Consider the following 19,235-nt stretch of genomic DNA (forward strand, 5'->3'; position numbering starts at 1 on the left):
CATTTATGCTTTAAAGCTTTTTGCCAAATAATGCACTCACCTTCTGTTCATATGGGAGCAATTTTTCTGCAGGCATACCACTCTCACGAAGCTCGTTTAGCATGTCTATGTACAAGGCTAATTTTTCGTCGCTTAAAAAGTCGATTTTACGTTCATCAAACGGAACGTGCACAACCTCTACACCTGCTTTTTCAAATAATTCTTGTGCATAAGGATTATTTTTATAATCGGTAGCGTAATAGACGCGTTCAATACCTGCTTGAATAATAGATTTCGTACATGGCAGACATGGGAAATGTGTAACATATAAGTCTGCACCTTTCGTTGGCGTACCATATTTAGCACATTGTAACAGTGCATTCATCTCAGCATGTACTGTACGCACACAATGGTTATCAACAACGTAGCAACCTTTTTCAATACAATGTTCATCACCTGTAATTGAACCGTTATAGCCACCTGCAATAATTCTCTTATCTCTAACGACAGTTGCTCCTACTGCAAGTCTTGTACATGTACTACGTAATGCGAGTAAATGGCTTTGCGCCATGAAAAATTGATCCCAAGTAATTCGCTCCATATGACTACCTCCATAAATTTACATTGTTCGTTCATTGCAACAGTTTTTTTACTCTATAGTGTAGCCCTTTTTGAAAAGAATCGTCAATATCTCAAAACTTACTGCCATTATTTAACCGTAATGAAATCCTTCAGCTTCTCAAACGTTCTTTCGCCAATACCACTCACTTTTTTTAAATCCTCAATTGTTTTAAAGCCACCATTCTCCTCACGATACGAAATAATACTTTGAGCCTTTGATGGACCAATACCTGATAATGTCGTTAGTGCTGCTTCATCTGCTTTATTTAAATTGACCTTTTGATCTTTCATACCATTGTTACTTTGTGATGTTCCGCTAGTAGGCATCGTCAAGATATTAGTGGTAATTTCGTCAGGCTTTTCACCCTTTATAGGAATGTAAATAACCATCTCATCCTCAACTTTTTGCGCATGATTAATGAGTTGCGTATCAGCATCCTTCGTATAGCCACCTGCAAGCTTTACCGCATCTATAATACGCTGGTCAGTCTGTAGCTCATAGACACCTGGATACATAACAGCGCCCTTTATATCAACAAATACCTGCTGTATGACCGCTTCATCAACAGATTCTTTTATTTCATATTGTTCAATAGGTTGGATTGTTTCGATGAGCTCTTCTTGGGGAGGTGAAGAGTCAGAACTCAAAAAAAAGAAGTAACTAAGTCCACTGATTGCAAGTATGCCGGGGATCAACATACTTTTTTTGTACTTTTGCCAAAAAGATTGGATCATCTATAACATCCTTTCCTTTGCAAAAGGTAATCATATGGAGTCTATTTCATCTTACAATATCATTCATGCGTTGAACAGATAAATTATTTAAAGCAAGTGCTAAGACTAATAATGAAAGCCCATCGCCATAACGTGGGGTTGATTTCTACCGTTACATTGTGAAAAGAACCACAGTGCTTATTAGTGCAGCGTGGCTCTTTGCCCCTTTCAATTTGGTAGTAAGAAACAGAAACACTTTTTTGGAAAAAATCGTCATTGATTTTAGTTAGGAGGATTCATTTGAAGAATAAAATACTTTTAGTCATAACTTCAATTATGCTATTGATATTAGTTGGTTGTGCAGGTTTAGCAGACTACACAATCCCACTACCAAATGGATATCGAATCGATCGTTTATCTGCACATCAAATCGGCATATATGGAGAAGAACCAGTAGTAGAGCAAGGAGAGGTACAGGGTAATGTAATTAATTATAACTATGTGCCTCCGAAAGTAGCAGATATTTGGTGGAATGACAATTATATTATTGCCAAACAAGTGACTCTCCAAAGTATAAATGGTGGTGTAGCTGAGCCAAATGAAGAGCAGTTTGCATTTTGGATCGTTGATATGCATGCTCATACCGTTTATGGACCACTTAACGAAGAAGCTCTTATCCAACAAAAGAAACTTTTTAATCTGTCTGAAGAAGTGAAATTAATTCCGATTGAAGATTTGAGTGATCTTCGACAATGAAAAGTAAAAACAGCTCACTGGTTAGTTACCAGCAAGCTGTTTTACTATTTCACCGCACGGATAAAAATGCGTTCACTTTCATATTCAGGGCCTTCATCAGTAAAATCTGCTGTTACTTCTACGTTTCTAAAGCCAATTTCCTGAAGCCATGCCATATATTGCTCGATTGAGAATGTACGTTGGTTATGCTCCTCGTCGAAGCGTTCATACAGATTTCTCTCAACATCACGTACATAAAACGTCATTTGGTGGACAACGGAATGTTCAAAATCGCCAGGTTCCGTATGCCATACATAGCTAATATCACCATTATCATACGTAAACGGTCCGTCTAAAAATATATCATTCATTTTAAATAACGAATGTACGTCAAAAAACAGCTGGCCTCCATCTCGTAAAGCACCATAAATACGTTCTAATGTTGAATAAACTGCTTTTTCTTCCACTACATAATTCAGCGAATCAATAGCAATCGTTACAACGTCAAGCGCCTCAAAGCCCTCTAATTCATCCATCGACATACAATAGAGAGGCACATGCAATCCTGCATCAGAAAAGCGTTCTGCGGCAATTGAGAGCATATTTTCAGATAAGTCAATTCCACTCACCTTGTAACCTGCCTGCGCAAACAGCATGCCAAGCACACCTGTCCCACAGCCTATATCTAAAAGATTTGGAAATTGACTGCTCGGTGCATGCTGCAAAACCCATTTCACATAGAGATTGTAAGGAATATCGGTTTGCAGTTCATCATACACATGTGCAAATCGTTCGTAACTCACACTTAAGCCTCTGGCACGTCTAGTTGCGGAGCATCGCCCCATAGACGCTCTAAGTTATAATAAGCGCGTTCATCTTTATGGAATACATGCGCTACAACATCTCCTAGATCGACAAGAACCCAGCGTGCTGCATCAAAGCCTTCTACACGGCGAATTTCATAGCCCTCTTTTTCTGCAATCTCTTGTAATTCACGTGCGATTGCTTGCACTTGGCGATCTGAATTACCATGAGCAATAATAAAATAATCTGCTAAAAGTGAAATTCCTTGCATATTTAAAACGACAATATCCTCACCATGTTTGTCGTCAATCGCTTTGTAAGCTGCTTGTAATAAAGTTGAAGTCATCCTTCACTGTCCTCTCTTTTCATCATATCGTTGTAACATTCTATTGATAATGGATAAATTGGTTGTTTGGTATCAATTAAAAACGCCAATGTATGGCGCACACAAGCACTCATCGCCTTATCCAAATTTTTCTTTGCTTTTTTTCGCAGACGATCAACACCATCAAATTTACGATTGGGTTCAATCATATCTGCAACAAAAATAATTTTTTCTAAACGGCTCATTCCTACGCGTCCTGTTGTATGAAATCGAATAGCATTTAACATATCCTCATCTGTAATGCCAAATTCGCTTTCTACAATATAAGCACCTACTGGGCCATGCAGTAGTTCACTACCCCAGCCAATAAGGCGAACATCTAATTTTTTATCACGGACGATTTGCTCCATCCATTCAATATCAGCATATTTCGCAATATCGTGAAGTATAGCTGCTGTCTCAGCTTTTTTTTCATCCTCGCCATATAATTTCGCTAGCTCAATGGCAGTTTCCATTACACCTATGGTATGAATATAGCGCTTCTCAGGCATGCGTGGCTTAATCGCCGCTAAGTACTGTTCACGTTCCATAAAGACCTTCCTCTCGTATGAACGTCTCTACTGCTTCAGGCAGTAAAAAAGTAACCGTTCCTCCCGTAGCAAGGCGTTCACGAATCAGTGTGGACGATAAATCGATTTGGGGAGCTTCCACCATTTCTATAGGAAAATCTGTTGTGGCCTCTGTTCCTGGACGCTTTACTCCTACAAATTGCACAAGCTTCACTAATTCATCAATACAGTACCATGTATGAAGCGAATCAATCATGTCGCCACCAATGATAAAGTAAAATTTTACATTAGGCTCTCTTATACACATCGCAGAAAGTGTCTTATATGAATAGGATACGCCACCCTTCTCCACCTCATACGACTCCACAGAAAAATACGAATATGGACTTATTGCACGTTTTACCATTTCAAGACGCTCCACATCGCTAGCACCATGACGTACGAACTTATGTGGTGGCAACGCATTTGGCATAAAGCGAACTTCATCTAGATTTAAAGCATGCAGTACTTCATTAGCCATCATCAAATGCCCATTATGTGGTGGATTAAATGTACCTCCCAGTAAACCGACCTTTTTCATCGTCTCACCTTATTTCGTTGCTTTTGGTAATACAATCTTTTTATGATTGCGTGACTCTTTATATAAAACAACTGTCAGTCCAATTAATTGCACAAGTTCTGCATGAGCACCTTTAGCAAGAGCTTCTGCAACTTCATGCTTGTCCTCCTCACAGTTATCTAAAATACGTACCTTAATCAACTCTCGTACTTCTAATGCTTCACGAATTTGCTTTGTCATTTCGTCATTAACGCCGCCTTTTCCTACTTGGAAAATTGGTGTTAAATGATGTGCTTCTGCACGTAAAAAACGTTTCTGTTTACCTGTTAACATAAAAATTAATATCCTCCTAATTGCACCTTCAGTTGGGCAATCATTGAATTTGTATTTGGGTATTTACCAAGCCAATGCTCAAAAGCAATAGCTCCTTGGTGAACGAACATTCCAAGACCCGTAACGACGGTTGCTCCTTTTTCCTCAGCCGCTTTTAAAAAAGGCGTCATTAATGGATTATACACAATATCGGCAACAATTGCGCCTTCTGCAAGTCGTTCTAGTGAAAATGGCATTGAAAAATTGCCCGTAGCAAGTCCAGCCGATGTCATTTGCACTAAAATGCCGAAATCAGCTAATGTTTCCTCGGCTTCCATTAAAGAAATGGCTTTACCTATGCCCATTTCATCGACAATTGCTTGGGCATTTGCCACTGTACGGTTTGCAATGGTTAAATTTGTATAACCTTGCTGCTGCATGGCAAAAGCAATACCACGAGCAGCACCGCCCGCACCGATAAGAAGGACTGGCTTATTTTTATGTAACATGCCAATCGCTTCTTCTAATGAGCGAACAAAACCAACACCGTCTGTATTGTAGCCTTTTAATTTTCCTTCTTTTGTTCGGACAACCGTATTGACAGCTCCCATTTTTTCTGCCAACTCATCTAGCTCATCTAAGTAAGGAATGATCGCTGTTTTATGTGGGATTGTAATATTCCAGCCACTAGCACCTAATGTTTTCAAGCCAGCAACCGCTGACTCCAAATTTTCAGAAGATACATGCACTGGAATATACGTCGCATCTATCGACAATTCCTCGAACCATGCATTATGCATCGCTGGGGATTTTGAATGCTCAATCGGATCACCAATAACTGCAAACCATTTCTTCATTTCTTAGTCCCTCTTCTCTACTTGTACTTCCTAAATTAGTGATGGGCGAATTGAAACCTGTACACCCTTTGGCGCATAAGCTGCTACAACTACATTGGCATGCTGCACAGTAATCCATCCAAGACCAGAGAATACAACATCTGTTTTCGCATCTTTGATTGAGAACTCATGACGCACTAATGGCGGTAGCTGTTCTATAAATTCAGCAGTTGGAGGTGCCAGTAATTCACCCTTATGCTCAGCATACAATGCATCTGCCTTCTCAAGCTTTGTTCGGTGTATTGGTAAGTCATTTGCCACGTGAACCGTAAATGCCGAACGATCTCCTTGAATAAAGTCAAAACGTGCAAGGGCGCCGATAAATAATGTTTGTCCAGCATTTTGTTGATACACTTTTGGCTTTATTTCTTTTTTAGGCATAATATATTTTAATTCGCTAGAATCAATATGGTGTGCCATCTGATGGTGATTAATAATTCCTGGTGTATCATATAATGCACTACCATCATCTAATGGAATTTCAATCATATCTAAAGTGGTACCTGGGAAATGAGAAGTTGTAATAATCTCACCTTCACCAGTAGCCTGCTTGATAATGCGATTAATGAACGTGGATTTTCCAACATTTGTACAACCTACAACGTACACATTTTGTCCATTACGGTACTCATCAATGGCTTCCATTGCTTCGGCCATCCCTTTACCTTTATGGGCACTCACTAAAAGTACATCGACAGGTTGTAGACCAAGAGCCTTTGCTTCACGTTTTAGCCAATTAATCACTTTTTTCGGTTTCACAGATTTCGGTAATAAATCGGCTTTATTCGCGATTAATAACACAGGATTTTTACCAACGAAGCGGTGTAGTCCTGGTAACCAGCTCCCATTGAAGTCAAATATATCAACAATTTTTACGATTAAGCCTTGCTGTGTTCCAAGACCGTTTAATATGCGTAAAAAATCGTCATCTGTTAATGAAACTGGTTGAATTTCATTATAATTTTTCAAACGGAAGCAACGTTGGCAAATGACCACGTCTTTTTCTAATGATGATGGGGGTGCATACCCAACTGCTGTTTTATCTTCTGTTTGAATTGTTGTACCACAGCCAATACAATTTGGCATTTCGTTCATTCTTTTTCCTCCCAAGTATTAATACCTTTTCGTTTTAAATCATTGAACACACGACGTTCAATAAATCGATTGAATTTTGTTACTAGCCCATCTGATTGTGCAACTGGTTTTACTAGTACCGTATGCAGGCCTAAGCGATTTGCGCCCATTACATCTGTTAGTAGTTGATCTCCTACCATTACTACTTCCTGTGGTCGTAGCCCTAATTGAATAATTGCACCATAAAAGGCATTACGAAGTGGCTTTCTCGCCTTATGAATATATGGAATACCTAATGGCTCAGCAAAATGCTTTACACGTGCTTCTTTGTTATTTGACGCAATAATAACACGAATGCCTGATTCTTTCATAATGCGAAGCCAAATAATAAGCTCTTCCGTTGCATCTGGACGGTCCCATTCCACAAGCGTATTATCTAAATCCGTAATGATTCCTTTAATGCCTAAGTCTTGAAGCTTTTCTGGTGTAATTTCAAAAATACTCGTGACAAATTCGTCTGGTAATAAAAAATTATACAAAATAGCGACCCCTAATCTAAACGTATTATTCGACCATTATAGCATATTTGCAAAGGCTTCACCCATTCGAATTGGGCTTCCTTGTACAACATTTTCCGTAAATTCTATTGCATCCTTTTCAAACAGCATAACTACTGTTGAGCCGAACGAAAAATATCCGACTTCTTCACCCTTACGCCACTGTGTCGTTGTATTAGTAAGTACGATAGTGTTTACAAAGGTAGCACCAACTTTAATAAACGCTACCTGCTGGTTATTAGGGACTTTCAGCTCTGTTACTGAACGGTAATTGTGTGAAATTGGTTTTTTACCGTATGTAAGACCGGCCTGATTAACAGGATAGGATTTTTGTCCAAGTGTATATTGCCTTAGCACTTGCCCATCAATCGGACTATGAATACGATGATAATCTGCAGGACTCAAGTAAAACACGATAAAATGTCCATCTGCATATTGTGAAGCACGTTCTGCATTGCCAAGTAAATCTTGTAATGCATAAGGCTTACCCTTTACAAGAAATGTCATATCCCATTCAATACGTCCAAATGATTCCACTTTGGCATCTACTGGACTTACATAGATAGTGGGATCTTGTTCAACTGGACGTGCATTTTCTAAAAGCTCTCTTGTAAAAAAGTCATGTAAACTTGAAAATTGTTGTTGTTTTTTTGAAACTTCTTCAAGATTAATGTCGTATACCTTCATGTAACTAGGAATAATACGTTTACTCCATTTCGCTTTTGCAATAGATTGCAAAAGATGGGAGGATTGCTTTCCATTTGTTAATTCAATCAAGCGTTGATATAATTTTTCTTTCATAAAACAAAACCCCTATCGATTAATTTAGACTGTCAATTTTTTCGCATTCGAAGTATAATGGTACAATATCTTAAGTGCAAAGGAGTGATCCCCCTTGTTTTTTTATCACAAGTTGGTGGATACCACGGTTAAGAAAATGAAATCGCAAGCAGCAAATTTTATCACAATCAGTAATATGTCCTTCGGCGGAGCGGCCATAATGGCTACACTACACGAATACTATAGCTACAGTGTCTTGTTTATCTTTATCGCAGCCCTTCTTGATCGATATGACGGAAAGGTAGCCAGAGCACTCGGACAAGTATCTGATTTAGGTAAACAATTAGATTCTATGAGTGATATTATATCATTTGGTGTGGCGCCTGCATTATTAATGTATAAAGTTGTCTTAGTCGACTTTGGTTTCGTCGGAATGACAATGACAGTACTATACATCATTTGCGGTGCGATGAGATTAGCTCGCTTCAATATTTCTGAAGCTAACGGTTATTTTACAGGGTTACCAATTACAGCGGCAGGTACGATCTTAACTTTAACGTATTTTGCATCTAATACGTTCCACCCGGCATTTTACCTTTTCCTATTCCCAATACTAGCATTACTCATGATTAGTACAATCACGTTAAAAAAAGTGTAACAGCGCATTTGCTGTTGCACTTTTTTTCATTTAACACAGTTTTATAACATATACTGTCGAAAAATGGGGAAAGGATGAAATCATTCAATGAGCGGAATTTTTACATCTATGTTGCAGTTATGGCTTGAGATCCCAGCGTTACTTGGCTATTTAAAGGGGCAAACATTCCATAAACCCTTTTCAAAAGAAGAGGAAGCTGCTTGTATTGAACGATTTTTAGGCGGTGATGAGCAAGCGCGTCTTGATCTAATTGAACGCAATATGAGACTCGTCGCACACGTTGTGAAAAAATTCCACCCAAAGCATGAACAACTTGATGATTATATTTCCATCGGTACTATTGGTCTTATGAAAGCTGTAGAAAGTTATACTCCTGACAAAAAAACCCGCCTTGCCACTTATGCCGCCCGTTGTATCGAAAATGAAATTTTAATGCATCTGCGTACACAGAAAAAAGTGCAAAAAGATGTTTCCTTATTTGAGCCAATCGGTACAGATAAAGATGGTAACGCCCTACAAATCCGAGATCTCTTACAATGCGATGAAGAAAGTGCAACAGAAAAACTTGAACATAAAGAGCATGTTGCCCAACTATATCATTATTTGCATATGCTTGACGAACGTGAACTCGAAATCGTTACACTACGCTATGGCCTAAACCAACAGGATGCACTTACACAAAAGGAAATTGCTGCACGTTTAAATATTTCTCGTAGCTATGTATCTCGCATTGAAAAGCGAGCTCTTATTAAACTCTATCAATTATATAAACGAGATCAAAAGATTATTGAGTAATATATTGTAAATTGATAATTATAAAATTTCAATAAACCCATAACATAATTCTGCTTTAAATCTTGTATTTTTTGTTACAAAAGTAATCCTTAGGCTCATCACCATAACGTGGGGTTGATATCCGTTCCGACTTGGCGCTTTGTTGGTTACGAAGGCGTTATCACAGGACTTGATGCTCTTAGCTTTCGTTCCTATACGCTCCAGGGCTGTGACGTTGATCCCAAGGAGTCGCCAAGTTCCACTCCAATCAACTTATATACAAAGCAGCATACATATTAACAAATGCCATCCCAATAAAAAAGCCCCCTTGCGTCATTAAATGTCGCAAGAGAGCTTTTTCTCTTAATGAGTTTCAACAGACTCTGAGAGTTCTACTGAAATAAGTGTACCAAGTAACATCGTTAAAATGACTACACCTGCTGTTAAAAATAGCATCATGAATGCCTCCCATCTATATATGAAGAGATTTAATTAACAACAGTTTAGCATTAGCGAGACTTTTAAACTGTGATTTTTCTCACACTAAAAGCTACTCATTTTGACTATTTTGTGTAGTTTATACCGCAGAATGGTGAAAAATAATAATCAGCGGAAACAATGAAAACCCCCACTATTTATTGATTTTATAACGATTCGATAGCTTTCAGTACTACTTGTGTTGAATGCTTTGCAGCTACTGGTAAAAACTCATCGAAGCTAATATTCGATTCTTTTCCAGCAATATCCGATAAAGCACGAATAACAACAAACGGAGTACCAAATTGATGGCATACTTGTGCAACAGCTGCTGCTTCCATCTCTACTGCCTTCATTTGAGGGAAATGACGACGGACAGCTTCTACACGAACAGGATCATTCATAAAAGTATCACCAGAGCAAATTAAACCTATACCGTATTGGTGCTCTCCAACAGCCTCTACTGCCTCTTCAGCCACTTTCATAAGTTTTTCATCTGATTTGTAAGCAGCTGGCATTCCTGCCATCTGACCAATTTCATAACCGAAAATTGTTACATCTACATCATGATGACGGACTTCATCTGAAATAACGACTGCGCCTACTTCAAGATTTTCATCATAGCCTCCGGCAGAGCCCGTATTAATGACTACATCAGGCTTGAATTCATGTAATAGAATAGTAGTTGACATTGCAGCATTCACTTTACCTATACCACTTTTTAGTAAAACTACCTCTTTCCCATTATAAGTTCCTGTTGTATACTCACTGCCTGCAATTGTTGTGCTTTTTGCTTGATCTAATGATGCTCGTAGAAGCTCTACCTCTTCTTCCATTGCGCCGATTACAGCAATTTTCATGTCTATTTTACTTCCCTTCTTAATTTAACTCTATATAAAAATAAGCAATCAAGTTATTTTCGTCAATAGGCGCCATTTAAAGTATTTAGTTGTTCCACTTTCACTGGTTGCCAACCTTCATTGTCGACCCATTCCATGCTAACGCGATACATTTTTGTCTTATCCTTCGTTGATACTGTTGCAATAGCCGAATTAGCGTTACCGTTATTTCCCATACGCCAGATAATCATATTATCCTTTTCGATACTTGTAACGGCTGTAACAGTTGCTACCTTTTCAGCCCAGTCTATTGATTGATCATCGTAAGAAGACACATGCTGCCCTGATTGTGCTGTAGGTGTAGGCTGCCAATTTTTATTTGTTATGACCTTGTCAACAATTGGGTTGTCTGACGTAGTTTCAATAGTAGCGTCCTTTTCAGGTGTTTGAGTCTCTTCTGTAGAATCTTCCTTTGCAGGTTTTTCCTCTTGACCTGTAACATCATTATTTTGCTCTTTAGAAGGCTTGTCCTTCACATTCTCGTTATCGTGTTTTTGCTCTTGTTTTGGCTCGTCTTTCTCAGCTTTTCCTGCATTATCCTGCCATTTAAACACAAATGTTGCTGTTATAATAATTAATATCACGACAATACCAATTAAAACATTCAATAGTTTATCTAGCTTCTTATTACGAGATGGCTGCAAATGACGACTGCTTCGAGTTTGTCGTTCACTCATGAAGTCTCCCCCTCTCTAGCCATTATTCTATCAAGTTCAACTGTACTTGCAAAATAATTGTGCTCATATATTTTTTTATGGAGAAAAATAAAGGCATCTCAACGTATTTTCCATAGATGATAGCATGAAGATAAAAGCAGCTAGCTCTCCTTTAAAAAGATAAGCTAACTGCTTGTACAAAAAAATTATTTTATTGAAATAATTTTAACTTTCATTTCACCACCTGGTGTTTGTACGACAACCTCTTCGCCTTCAGCACGACCTAGCAAGCCTTTAGCAATTGGTGATTCATTTGAAATGCGGAATTCCATTGGATCTGCCTCAGCCGAACCAACAATCGTATACGATTCCTCATCCGTTGATGGTTTACCATTAATAATTTCTACAAATGTAACCGTTTTCCCTAGTGATACTACACTGTTGTCTGTTTCATCCTCAGAAATAATAACCGCGTTACGAATCATTGATTTTAACGTAGAAATACGACCTTCTAAAAAGGCTTGTTCTTCTTTAGCTGAATCATACTCAGCGTTTTCAGAAAGATCTCCGAAGTCGCGAGCGATTTTAATACGTTCAACAATTTCTTTACGTGTTTCTGTTTCTAATTTTACTAATTCTTCTTCTAATTTTCTTTTACCTTCAGCTGTCATTGGGTATTGTTTTTCGTTTGCCAAAGTCCTTCACTCCTTATTTCATCAATACAAAAACATAAAACTCGACCAAATGCCATGTGTGATGCATTTAATCGAATTTTATTGTTTTTAATCGGTTTCAAAATTCTCTTTGACCTAATAGTATGCATGCTTTTCAGAAATATGCAATGATTCGCATGAAAATATTGTCAATACCACTCTATCTTATTACAATACGTTGTCAGTTTCAAGAATAGTTTTAATTTTCGTGACCATCAAATCAATTGCAACTTCATTATCCCCGCCCTCAGGAATAATAATATCAGCATAACGTTTCGTAGGCTCAATAAATAAATTATGCATTGGACGCACTGCCGTTAAATATTGTTCGATTACAGAATCCGTTGTTCGCCCACGCTCTTTTATATCACGCATTATACGACGAATAATACGTAGATCTGAATCTGTATCTACAAATAATTTAATGTCCATTAAATCACGTAAATCTGCATCCTCTAACACTAAAATACCTTCTAGTATAATAACATCTACAGGTTCAACATGAATAATTTCTTTTGCTCTTGTATGCTCTACATAATCATATACAGGCTTTTCAATTGGTTGACGTACCAATAATTTTTTTATGTGTTCAATTAACAAATCATTATCAAACGCTAACGGATGGTCATAGTTTGTACCTAAACGCTCCTCAAACGTTAAATGACTTTGATCTTTATAGTAAAAATCTTGTTCAATTACAACTACTGAATGATCGCGGAAAACATCATAAATAGCACGGGTCACACTCGTTTTTCCTGAGCATGAGCCACCAGCGATTCCGATGACGACTGGACGCTTCACTGCCATTAATTATTCTCCTTTCGCATCATGTTATGCGGTTTTAATGGTGTATCGCATTTAAATTTCACAATTTGTAGTGGATGACGAGCAGCATCTAAGCTATTGCCATCCTCATCCCAAATTTCACCCATTGTAAAACGGAAGTTTTCGATTTCTGGTCCAAAGAATTCTACCTCATCGCCAGGTTTAAAATAGTTACGTTGTTGCATTGTAACCATCTTCGTTTCTGGGTCATGCTCTAAAATTAAACCAGCAAACTCATAAGTCGTTTTACGGCCATGAATACCAAACATTTGCTCCTCGTGGCCAGGTGCATCGTGGAAGAATGCTTCAGCAGTATCACGGTTTGCACATTTATCTAGTTCCTCAAGCCATTCACGTTTAATCTTGAAATTGTCAGGGTCAGCACAATAAGCATCAATCACTTTGCGGTACACTGAAACAACTGTAGCAACATAGTGAATTGATTTCATACGACCTTCTACTTTTAATGAATCAATACCAAGCTCAATCATATGTGGAATTGCTTCAATCAGCTTTAAATCTTTCGGACTCATCGCAAAAGGTGCGTGATTGTCATCGAAAAGTGCCTTTTCTTCGCCATCCTCTAGCTCATATAAATCATAGTCCCAGCGACAAGATTGACAGCAACCACCACGGTTAGAGTCACGAGCAGTCATGTGATTTGAAAGTACACAGCGACCAGAATAGGCGATACACATCGCTCCATGAACGAATGCCTCAATTTCAATATCGACTTTTTCCTTCATCAGCTTCATTTCTTCGCCGCCTACTTCACGGGCTAATACAACACGATGTAAGCCTTCTTCTTTCCAATACTGTACTGCTTTCCAGTTTGATAAAGATTGCTGTGTAGAAAGGTGAATTTCAAGCTTCGGTGCAGCTGTACGACATGTTTCGATGATAAGAGGGTCCGCTACTATAATGCCTGTAACACCCGCAGATTCAATATCTTGTAAATATTGCTCTAAGCCGTCCATATTTTCATTGTGAGCGAAAATATTTGTCGTCACATAGATTTTTGCACCGTATTTATTGGCGAATTCAACACCTTCGCGCATTTCCTCAATCGAGAAGTTATCTGCGTTTGAACGTAGACCAAACTCTCGTCCACCGATAAATACAGCATCTGCACCATAATGCACTGCAACTTTTAATTTTTCTAAACTACCTGCAGGGGCAAGTAGCTCTGGTTTTTTTGTAATGACACGTTTACCGTCGACAATTTCACGGATTTTGTCATTTTGTTCTAATGCTAACGCCATGTTCTTGCCACCTCCTAGTAAACTGTTTCCTTGAAGATAAAGCCAGTATCAAGAGGTCTGATAGCAGGCTGAATGTCTTCAATTTTTGCTAATAAATCATCTTTAATATCTTCGTACGCATCTTCTGATTCGTCAAAATATGTGTCAATTGCTTGACGATAAGCTTCTGTTACCGTGATCACATATTCTGGTGTTTGAAGAACACCCTCAATTTTCAATGCATCAATGCCACCTTCGAATAATTCACCAAGTTCATCAATAATGCACATATCGTTTGGACTGAAAATATGCGTACCGTTATCGTCCTCATAAATTGGATATTTATTATTACGTTCATCATCATGAAGGAACATATTGCGATTTTCCTTACGATTTTCAATTTCCATTACTTTATCCTGATATAAGAAATAATGGCCTAGTAATGGGCGTTTTGATTGGAACATACATGTCATCCCATGTACTTGAACCTCAATCTCTACGTCTGTGTTTTCTTTAATTTCTAGCACTTCATCTAAAGAAAGTTCACGTGAAAGTACTGCGCGAGTTGCTCCACGTTTTCCCCAATAATTTGCCGTAAACCAGTTCGTTGCAGTCGTTTCTGGATTCCAGTGTAGCGGAATTGTTACACCTTGCTCACGACGAATGATTAATACTGCTGGATCACCGTAAATTAAACGGTCAACGCCAATACGTTGCATTTCTTTTAAATACTCGGCAAGCGCATCCAATTTTTCATTATGGAATAGCGCATTTACCGCAACATATACCTTTTTACCCGCTGCATGAATCAGCTTTGTAGCTTCTTCCACTTCACTAACAGAAAATTCTCCTGCTAGACGAAGACCAAATTGTTGTTCACCAATGACAAAAGCATCTGCTCCAGCCTGTAAAAGTGCTTTTACATGGTCCACTGATTGCGGAGTAACAAGCAATTCAGGTTTTTTCATAATAGTCACCTCTTCAAACATAGTAATAAACCATCACCGACTGGTAAAAATGCACTTGTATAATCAGGGTGCTGCATAATCCACTCGGTAAAATTTTTTAAATTGCGAATCATTGTACGCTTGCGACGCGGTACATCTTTTAAATCCAAATCTGATAAGCCATGCATATACATATTATCGATATACAGAACTCCGCCAGATTTTACAAGAGGCGCATACTTTTCAAAAAAACGTTGATATTGTCCCTTTGCAGCATCGATAAAAACTGCATCGAAGGTCGTATGAATTGCTTCATCGTTCACCTCTAAGGCATCACCTTCTATGACCGTAATACGATCTGATACTATAGAACGTTCGATATAAGCCTTTGCTCTAGCAACACGCTCTGTATCACGCTCGATTGTAACAATATGCACATCCGGTAAAGCCTCAGCCATTCTTATTGCAGAATAACCAATTGCTGTACCTATCTCTAAAATTTTCGACGGATTTTGAATACGTAGCAGTTGATTTAGTGCATCAATGCCTGCAAGCTGCATAATCGGTACATGATTCTCCTCCGCAAATGCTTCCATTTCTAAAAGCAATTCATTACGTGGTTGAATAAAAGATTGTATATATGCATCTGATAATTCCATTTTTAAGTTCACCCTCATATCAATTATGCCTCGGCATAATTGCGTCCGGAATCGGCTTTGTGCTTAGGCCAGCAAATGTTTTTTGTGCGAAAGCGCAGCGACAGCAACAAATGTTTTTTGTGCGAAAGCGCAGTGACAGCAACAAATGTTTTTTGTGCGAAAGCGCAGCGACAGCAACAAATGTTTTTTGTGCGAAAGCGTAGCGACAGCAACAAATGTTTTTTGTGCGAAAGCGTAGCGACAGCAACAAATGTTTTTTGTGCGAAAGCGTAGCGACAGCAACAAATGTTTTTTGCGCGAAAGCGTAGCGACAGCAACAACACGATGCAGGTCAGTTAACCGTTATCGCATGGATGCGATGATTTTTGGCTAACATCCTCTAAGAGCTCCCTTACCGATTCCGTGACATCCGCCGGAGGCTTTAACTTCTTTCATCGGATGTTGGACACCCGCTGAAAGAAGTTAAAAGGCAACGAGACATCCTCGTTGTCTGTACTTCATCATTTAGCAACAAAAAGAAAAAGACCAAACGTGATGTCTTGGTACTTCGTCATACAAAAATGAGCAATTGTTTTTATAAGCTCAAAACAATTGCCACCACGTATATTATTCCGCATTAACGGATTGATTGAATTTTTCCATGCGGATTGAATAAAAATCACAATTTATAATAGCACGAAAATAGAAGGAAAGCTATTTTTCTTTCCTTCTATCCACATTATTGCTATTTATTTTTTAATTGTATCAATTATGCCTCGGCATAATTGCGTCCGGAATCAGCTTTAAATTAATTCAGCAGATGTTTGCTACACCAGCTGAAATTAACTTAAACTCTCATTCATGTCACCTATTAAGGGTGGGGACTTCTACTAAAAGAAGTTAAAAGAAATTACTCTGCCTTGCGCAAATATTTTTCTTCTTTCTGTAAATGTTCTTCATAAGTTTTCGAGAAGTGATTGACACCCTCTTTATCAGCTAAGAAGAAGAGATAATCTGTTTTACTTGGATTAAGCGCTGCTTCAATTGAAGTTTTTCCAGCACCTGCAATAGGACCTGGTGGTAAGCCTTTATTTTTGTAAGTATTATAGGCATTATCTACTTCTAAATCTTTATATAGTACACGATCTTTATGGGAACCAAGTGCATATAAAACAGTTGGATCTGTTTGTAGTGGCATCCCTTGATCGATACGATTATAGAATACGCTCGCAATCGTTTCTCGATCTGTTTGGGCAGTAGCTTCTCTTTCCAATAAAGAAGCAAATGTTAATAATTGATGAACTGACATTTTCTTTTCAGCTAGAACATCGCTATAATTTTTCACAACCTTGTCCATTGCCCCTACCATTTCGTCTACAATCGATTCCAATGATGGTTTTTCTTCAAAATAAGAATAAGTTGCAGGGAATAAATAGCCCTCTAAATCATAACGAATATTATCAGCTAAAACCGCATCTGTCACAAGATCAGGGTATTTAGCCTTCATTTGTTGAACAAATGCATCACTTGTTACTAAAGCCATAAATTCTTTTTGAGTGTATGGTGTTTTCTTTTCCACAATATTACCAATTTGTTCAAGTGTTAAACCTTCAGGTATTGTCATTGTAAAGACTGGTTTACGGTATACTTTTCCGGTTTTTAAACTTTCGATTAGCTCATCTAATGTCATTGCCTGTGTTAAATCATATTTCCCTGCTTGGAACTGAGATTCATTTTTAAATTTAGCATAGTATTTAAAAACACGAGCATCTTTAATAATCCCTTTTTCCTCTAGGAGCGTCGAAATAGATCCTAAATTTGAGCCAATCGGTACTTCAACTGCAATTGTTTTAGTCGCATCAGGATCCACTGGTTTTAAGGCACTCTTCACATAATTATAGCCTAGTAAACCGACAATCCCAATTATTAGAACAACAGCAATTGCAACAATAGCAACGATTTTTCTCACAACTTTTACCTCTGATTTTCTTTCTTGCATTTTTGAAAACATTTCTTGTTTTTTTGAACCGTTATTCACGGGTTTCCCCCCTATCACTTCATTATCATACTAGAAATCAACTTTCACGACAAACAGAAATAGATAATTCAGTAGAAATATCACACATAGAAATAGCTTTCGACAAAAGAATGAATATAATAAATCAAAGTTGATTTTCACAGGTTTAGTCAACAAGGTGAAATCAAAACAATTTTATGGATTTGATAAAATACTGGAAAAATCTAGATAGATTACATTAGGATAGGATAGGTTCGATTAATACTTCCATAAAGCAAAACAAAAATCTGCCAACTAAATTGTTAGTAGATTCAATAATATTTTCCCCGCATTAACGGTTGGAAACTTACTATGTCAAATTAAAGTGATAACGTATTACTTATTTGAGGCTATAATTGAAAAGCTTCATGTTTGACACATTTACTAGCTTTAGACACACTTCGTTCACCAACAACTTAACGCGATAATTTTGACATAAGGCGAACAGCTCCTTCTATCATGAGAGCATCCTCCATAGGGTTATAGTCCCCTTCTATGGCGTTGATCTTATTGACAGCCGCTGCTTCTACTTCAGCTAATGAACGAGCTAATAACTGAGGATCAACACCGATTAATTGTATATTTTTTTCGTTTTTTTATAACATCCTCAACAGTAAAATCATTCTCCTTTGTTTTATCCAACTTCAATTATTCATTATTCTGAAATAGTAGTAGGGTTCGAGAAAAATTGACGACATCATTGGGACAGAAACTTTTGCGTTTTGTGTTAAATCATTAATGTTTAACAATTAAATTCAGTCGAAAATACATAAATTTCATTTATAGGAGGAAACTTATGAGATAAAAATTTTCTATTAATATTCCACAAGCTATTCCTTAATGTTGTTTTGTTGCTTAATGATAAAAAAACTCTGAGCAGCACTTTACCACTCAGAGTTTTTATTACAAATCATTTAATACATCTTCAACAAATGCCCATTCTTCATCTGTTTCAATCGGTAATAATTCTTCAATTGTTCCGTCATTTCCAGCTACGTATTGTGCAGCAAAAATATCTGGCTCTTCCATTGGCTTGTCCGTTGCCAGAACATACAGTACATAGGATTTACCAAATTGTTCTGATGAAAATGTATGAATGACCTCACATACCTGATCTGTTCCATCTTCATCTGTTACTGTAAATAGCTGCGGCTCCTCTTCAAACTCATCTAGAAGTGTTAGGACTACCTCATTAATCATTTCCGATACGAAAAACATATACATTTCTTAAAAAATGTAGACATCTCTACTGTGACACAACTTATATCTTTTGACTTTCGTTTTGTGTCTTCCTTATTCTCCGAGGACATTACCCTATTTAGAGAGGTTGTTAACATTTTTATATTTGTATATATTTTTCTTGTTCACATTAAGGCGCAACCCTTCATGCAGTCTTTCTCTCACGAGTAGACCTCTTATGCTTTCA

23 protein-coding genes are annotated in these 19,235 nt (G+C 37.8%); 3 read left to right on the forward strand and 20 right to left on the reverse strand.

The features are described from left to right. Window positions 1-10: 10 nt before the first annotated feature. Window positions 11-580: a ComE operon protein 2 gene (locus tag ACQKMV_RS22475; RefSeq protein ID WP_427499952.1), complete on the reverse strand. Its 570-nt coding sequence runs from the start codon at window positions 578-580 to the stop codon at window positions 11-13. 107 nt (window positions 581-687) lie between these two features. Next, the gene (locus tag ACQKMV_RS22480; RefSeq protein ID WP_427506604.1) at window positions 688-1,335 is read right to left on the reverse strand and encodes a helix-hairpin-helix domain-containing protein; all 648 of its coding nucleotides are present in this window, start codon (window positions 1,333-1,335) and stop codon (window positions 688-690) included. Window positions 1,336-1,614: 279 nt separating this feature from the next. Between ACQKMV_RS22480 and ACQKMV_RS22485 the strand changes: the two genes are divergently transcribed. Continuing rightward, window positions 1,615-2,070 carry a DUF3997 domain-containing protein gene (locus ACQKMV_RS22485; RefSeq protein ID WP_427506605.1) on the forward strand — a complete coding sequence of 152 codons (456 nt, stop codon included), beginning with the start codon at window positions 1,615-1,617 and terminating at the stop codon, window positions 2,068-2,070. Between the two features lie 44 nt (window positions 2,071-2,114). Here the strand turns inward: ACQKMV_RS22485 and ACQKMV_RS22490 are convergent, their stop codons facing one another. From ACQKMV_RS22490 to ACQKMV_RS22530, 9 genes are read right to left on the reverse strand one after another with little or no spacing between them, the layout of a single operon-like run. Further along, window positions 2,115-2,852, reverse strand: coding sequence for a class I SAM-dependent DNA methyltransferase (locus ACQKMV_RS22490; RefSeq protein WP_427506606.1), 738 nt, complete (start codon window positions 2,850-2,852; stop codon window positions 2,115-2,117). A 2-nt stretch (window positions 2,853-2,854) separates the two neighbouring features. Then, a complete protein-coding gene (rsfS, locus tag ACQKMV_RS22495; RefSeq protein ID WP_427423292.1) occupies window positions 2,855-3,199 on the reverse strand; it encodes a ribosome silencing factor in 345 nt (114 codons plus the stop codon). Next, window positions 3,196-3,768: a bis(5'-nucleosyl)-tetraphosphatase (symmetrical) YqeK gene (yqeK, locus tag ACQKMV_RS22500; RefSeq protein WP_427506607.1), complete on the reverse strand. Its 573-nt coding sequence runs from the start codon at window positions 3,766-3,768 to the stop codon at window positions 3,196-3,198. The genes rsfS and yqeK overlap by 4 nt, the downstream gene beginning before the upstream one ends. Next, entirely contained in the window at window positions 3,758-4,327 is a 570-nt protein-coding gene (locus ACQKMV_RS22505; protein ID WP_427506608.1) for a nicotinate-nucleotide adenylyltransferase, read from the reverse strand. Before ACQKMV_RS22505 ends, yqeK begins: the two co-directional genes overlap by 11 nt. Before the next feature lie 9 nt (window positions 4,328-4,336). Further along, window positions 4,337-4,639 carry a ribosome assembly RNA-binding protein YhbY gene (yhbY, locus tag ACQKMV_RS22510; RefSeq protein ID WP_155591690.1) on the reverse strand — a complete coding sequence of 101 codons (303 nt, stop codon included), beginning with the start codon at window positions 4,637-4,639 and terminating at the stop codon, window positions 4,337-4,339. A gap of 5 nt (window positions 4,640-4,644) precedes the next feature. Continuing rightward, window positions 4,645-5,475, reverse strand: coding sequence for a shikimate dehydrogenase (gene aroE / locus ACQKMV_RS22515; protein WP_427506609.1), 831 nt, complete (start codon window positions 5,473-5,475; stop codon window positions 4,645-4,647). Between the two features lie 30 nt (window positions 5,476-5,505). Next, window positions 5,506-6,609 carry a ribosome biogenesis GTPase YqeH gene (yqeH, locus tag ACQKMV_RS22520; protein WP_427506610.1) on the reverse strand — a complete coding sequence of 368 codons (1,104 nt, stop codon included), beginning with the start codon at window positions 6,607-6,609 and terminating at the stop codon, window positions 5,506-5,508. Continuing rightward, window positions 6,606-7,130, reverse strand: a complete 525-nt coding sequence (locus ACQKMV_RS22525; protein WP_427506623.1) for a YqeG family HAD IIIA-type phosphatase — start codon at window positions 7,128-7,130, stop codon at window positions 6,606-6,608. The genes yqeH and ACQKMV_RS22525 overlap by 4 nt, the downstream gene beginning before the upstream one ends. 33 nt (window positions 7,131-7,163) lie before the next feature. Beyond that, the gene (locus ACQKMV_RS22530; RefSeq protein WP_427506611.1) at window positions 7,164-7,946 is read right to left on the reverse strand and encodes a phosphatidylserine decarboxylase; all 783 of its coding nucleotides are present in this window, start codon (window positions 7,944-7,946) and stop codon (window positions 7,164-7,166) included. 136 nt (window positions 7,947-8,082) lie between these two features. On the opposite strand from ACQKMV_RS22530, the gene pssA reads away from it, so the two are divergent. Together pssA and sigK are read left to right on the forward strand one after the other, a co-directional pair. Next, the gene (pssA, locus tag ACQKMV_RS22535) at window positions 8,083-8,583 is read left to right on the forward strand and encodes a CDP-diacylglycerol--serine O-phosphatidyltransferase (RefSeq protein ID WP_100546109.1); all 501 of its coding nucleotides are present in this window, start codon (window positions 8,083-8,085) and stop codon (window positions 8,581-8,583) included. An 87-nt stretch (window positions 8,584-8,670) separates the two neighbouring features. Then, window positions 8,671-9,378: an RNA polymerase sporulation sigma factor SigK gene (gene sigK / locus ACQKMV_RS22540; RefSeq protein ID WP_053484741.1), complete on the forward strand. Its 708-nt coding sequence runs from the start codon at window positions 8,671-8,673 to the stop codon at window positions 9,376-9,378. A 623-nt stretch (window positions 9,379-10,001) separates the two neighbouring features. On the opposite strand, the gene mtnN is transcribed toward sigK, so the two are convergent. From mtnN to ACQKMV_RS22585, 9 genes are all read right to left on the reverse strand, one after another. After that, a complete protein-coding gene (gene mtnN / locus ACQKMV_RS22545) occupies window positions 10,002-10,694 on the reverse strand; it encodes a 5'-methylthioadenosine/S-adenosylhomocysteine nucleosidase (protein ID WP_427506612.1) in 693 nt (230 codons plus the stop codon). Window positions 10,695-10,756: 62 nt separating this feature from the next. After that, a complete protein-coding gene (locus ACQKMV_RS22550) occupies window positions 10,757-11,410 on the reverse strand; it encodes a YrrS family protein (protein ID WP_427506613.1) in 654 nt (217 codons plus the stop codon). A gap of 185 nt (window positions 11,411-11,595) precedes the next feature. Further along, the gene (gene greA, locus ACQKMV_RS22555; protein WP_068983694.1) at window positions 11,596-12,084 is read right to left on the reverse strand and encodes a transcription elongation factor GreA; all 489 of its coding nucleotides are present in this window, start codon (window positions 12,082-12,084) and stop codon (window positions 11,596-11,598) included. A 186-nt stretch (window positions 12,085-12,270) separates the two neighbouring features. After that, window positions 12,271-12,909, reverse strand: a complete 639-nt coding sequence (gene udk / locus ACQKMV_RS22560; protein ID WP_427506614.1) for a uridine kinase — start codon at window positions 12,907-12,909, stop codon at window positions 12,271-12,273. Beyond that, the gene (locus ACQKMV_RS22565; protein ID WP_427506615.1) at window positions 12,909-14,189 is read right to left on the reverse strand and encodes a peptidase U32 family protein; all 1,281 of its coding nucleotides are present in this window, start codon (window positions 14,187-14,189) and stop codon (window positions 12,909-12,911) included. Before ACQKMV_RS22565 ends, udk begins: the two co-directional genes overlap by 1 nt. 14 nt (window positions 14,190-14,203) lie before the next feature. After that, window positions 14,204-15,136 (reverse strand): peptidase U32 family protein, encoded by a 933-nt coding sequence (locus ACQKMV_RS22570; RefSeq protein WP_427506616.1) that lies wholly within the window; start codon window positions 15,134-15,136, stop codon window positions 14,204-14,206. Window positions 15,137-15,141: 5 nt separating this feature from the next. Continuing rightward, window positions 15,142-15,774 (reverse strand): O-methyltransferase, encoded by a 633-nt coding sequence (locus ACQKMV_RS22575; protein WP_427506617.1) that lies wholly within the window; start codon window positions 15,772-15,774, stop codon window positions 15,142-15,144. An 889-nt stretch (window positions 15,775-16,663) separates the two neighbouring features. Next, entirely contained in the window at window positions 16,664-17,791 is a 1,128-nt protein-coding gene (gene mltG / locus ACQKMV_RS22580) for an endolytic transglycosylase MltG (RefSeq protein ID WP_427506619.1), read from the reverse strand. Window positions 17,792-18,712: 921 nt separating this feature from the next. Continuing rightward, entirely contained in the window at window positions 18,713-19,027 is a 315-nt protein-coding gene (locus ACQKMV_RS22585) for a DUF1292 domain-containing protein (RefSeq protein ID WP_427506620.1), read from the reverse strand. Between the last annotated feature and the right edge of the window lie 208 nt (window positions 19,028-19,235).

Source organism: Lysinibacillus sp. NPDC094403, from assembly GCF_050278745.1.
In the GTDB taxonomy this organism is placed as follows: Bacteria; Bacillota; Bacilli; order Bacillales_A; family Planococcaceae; genus Lysinibacillus.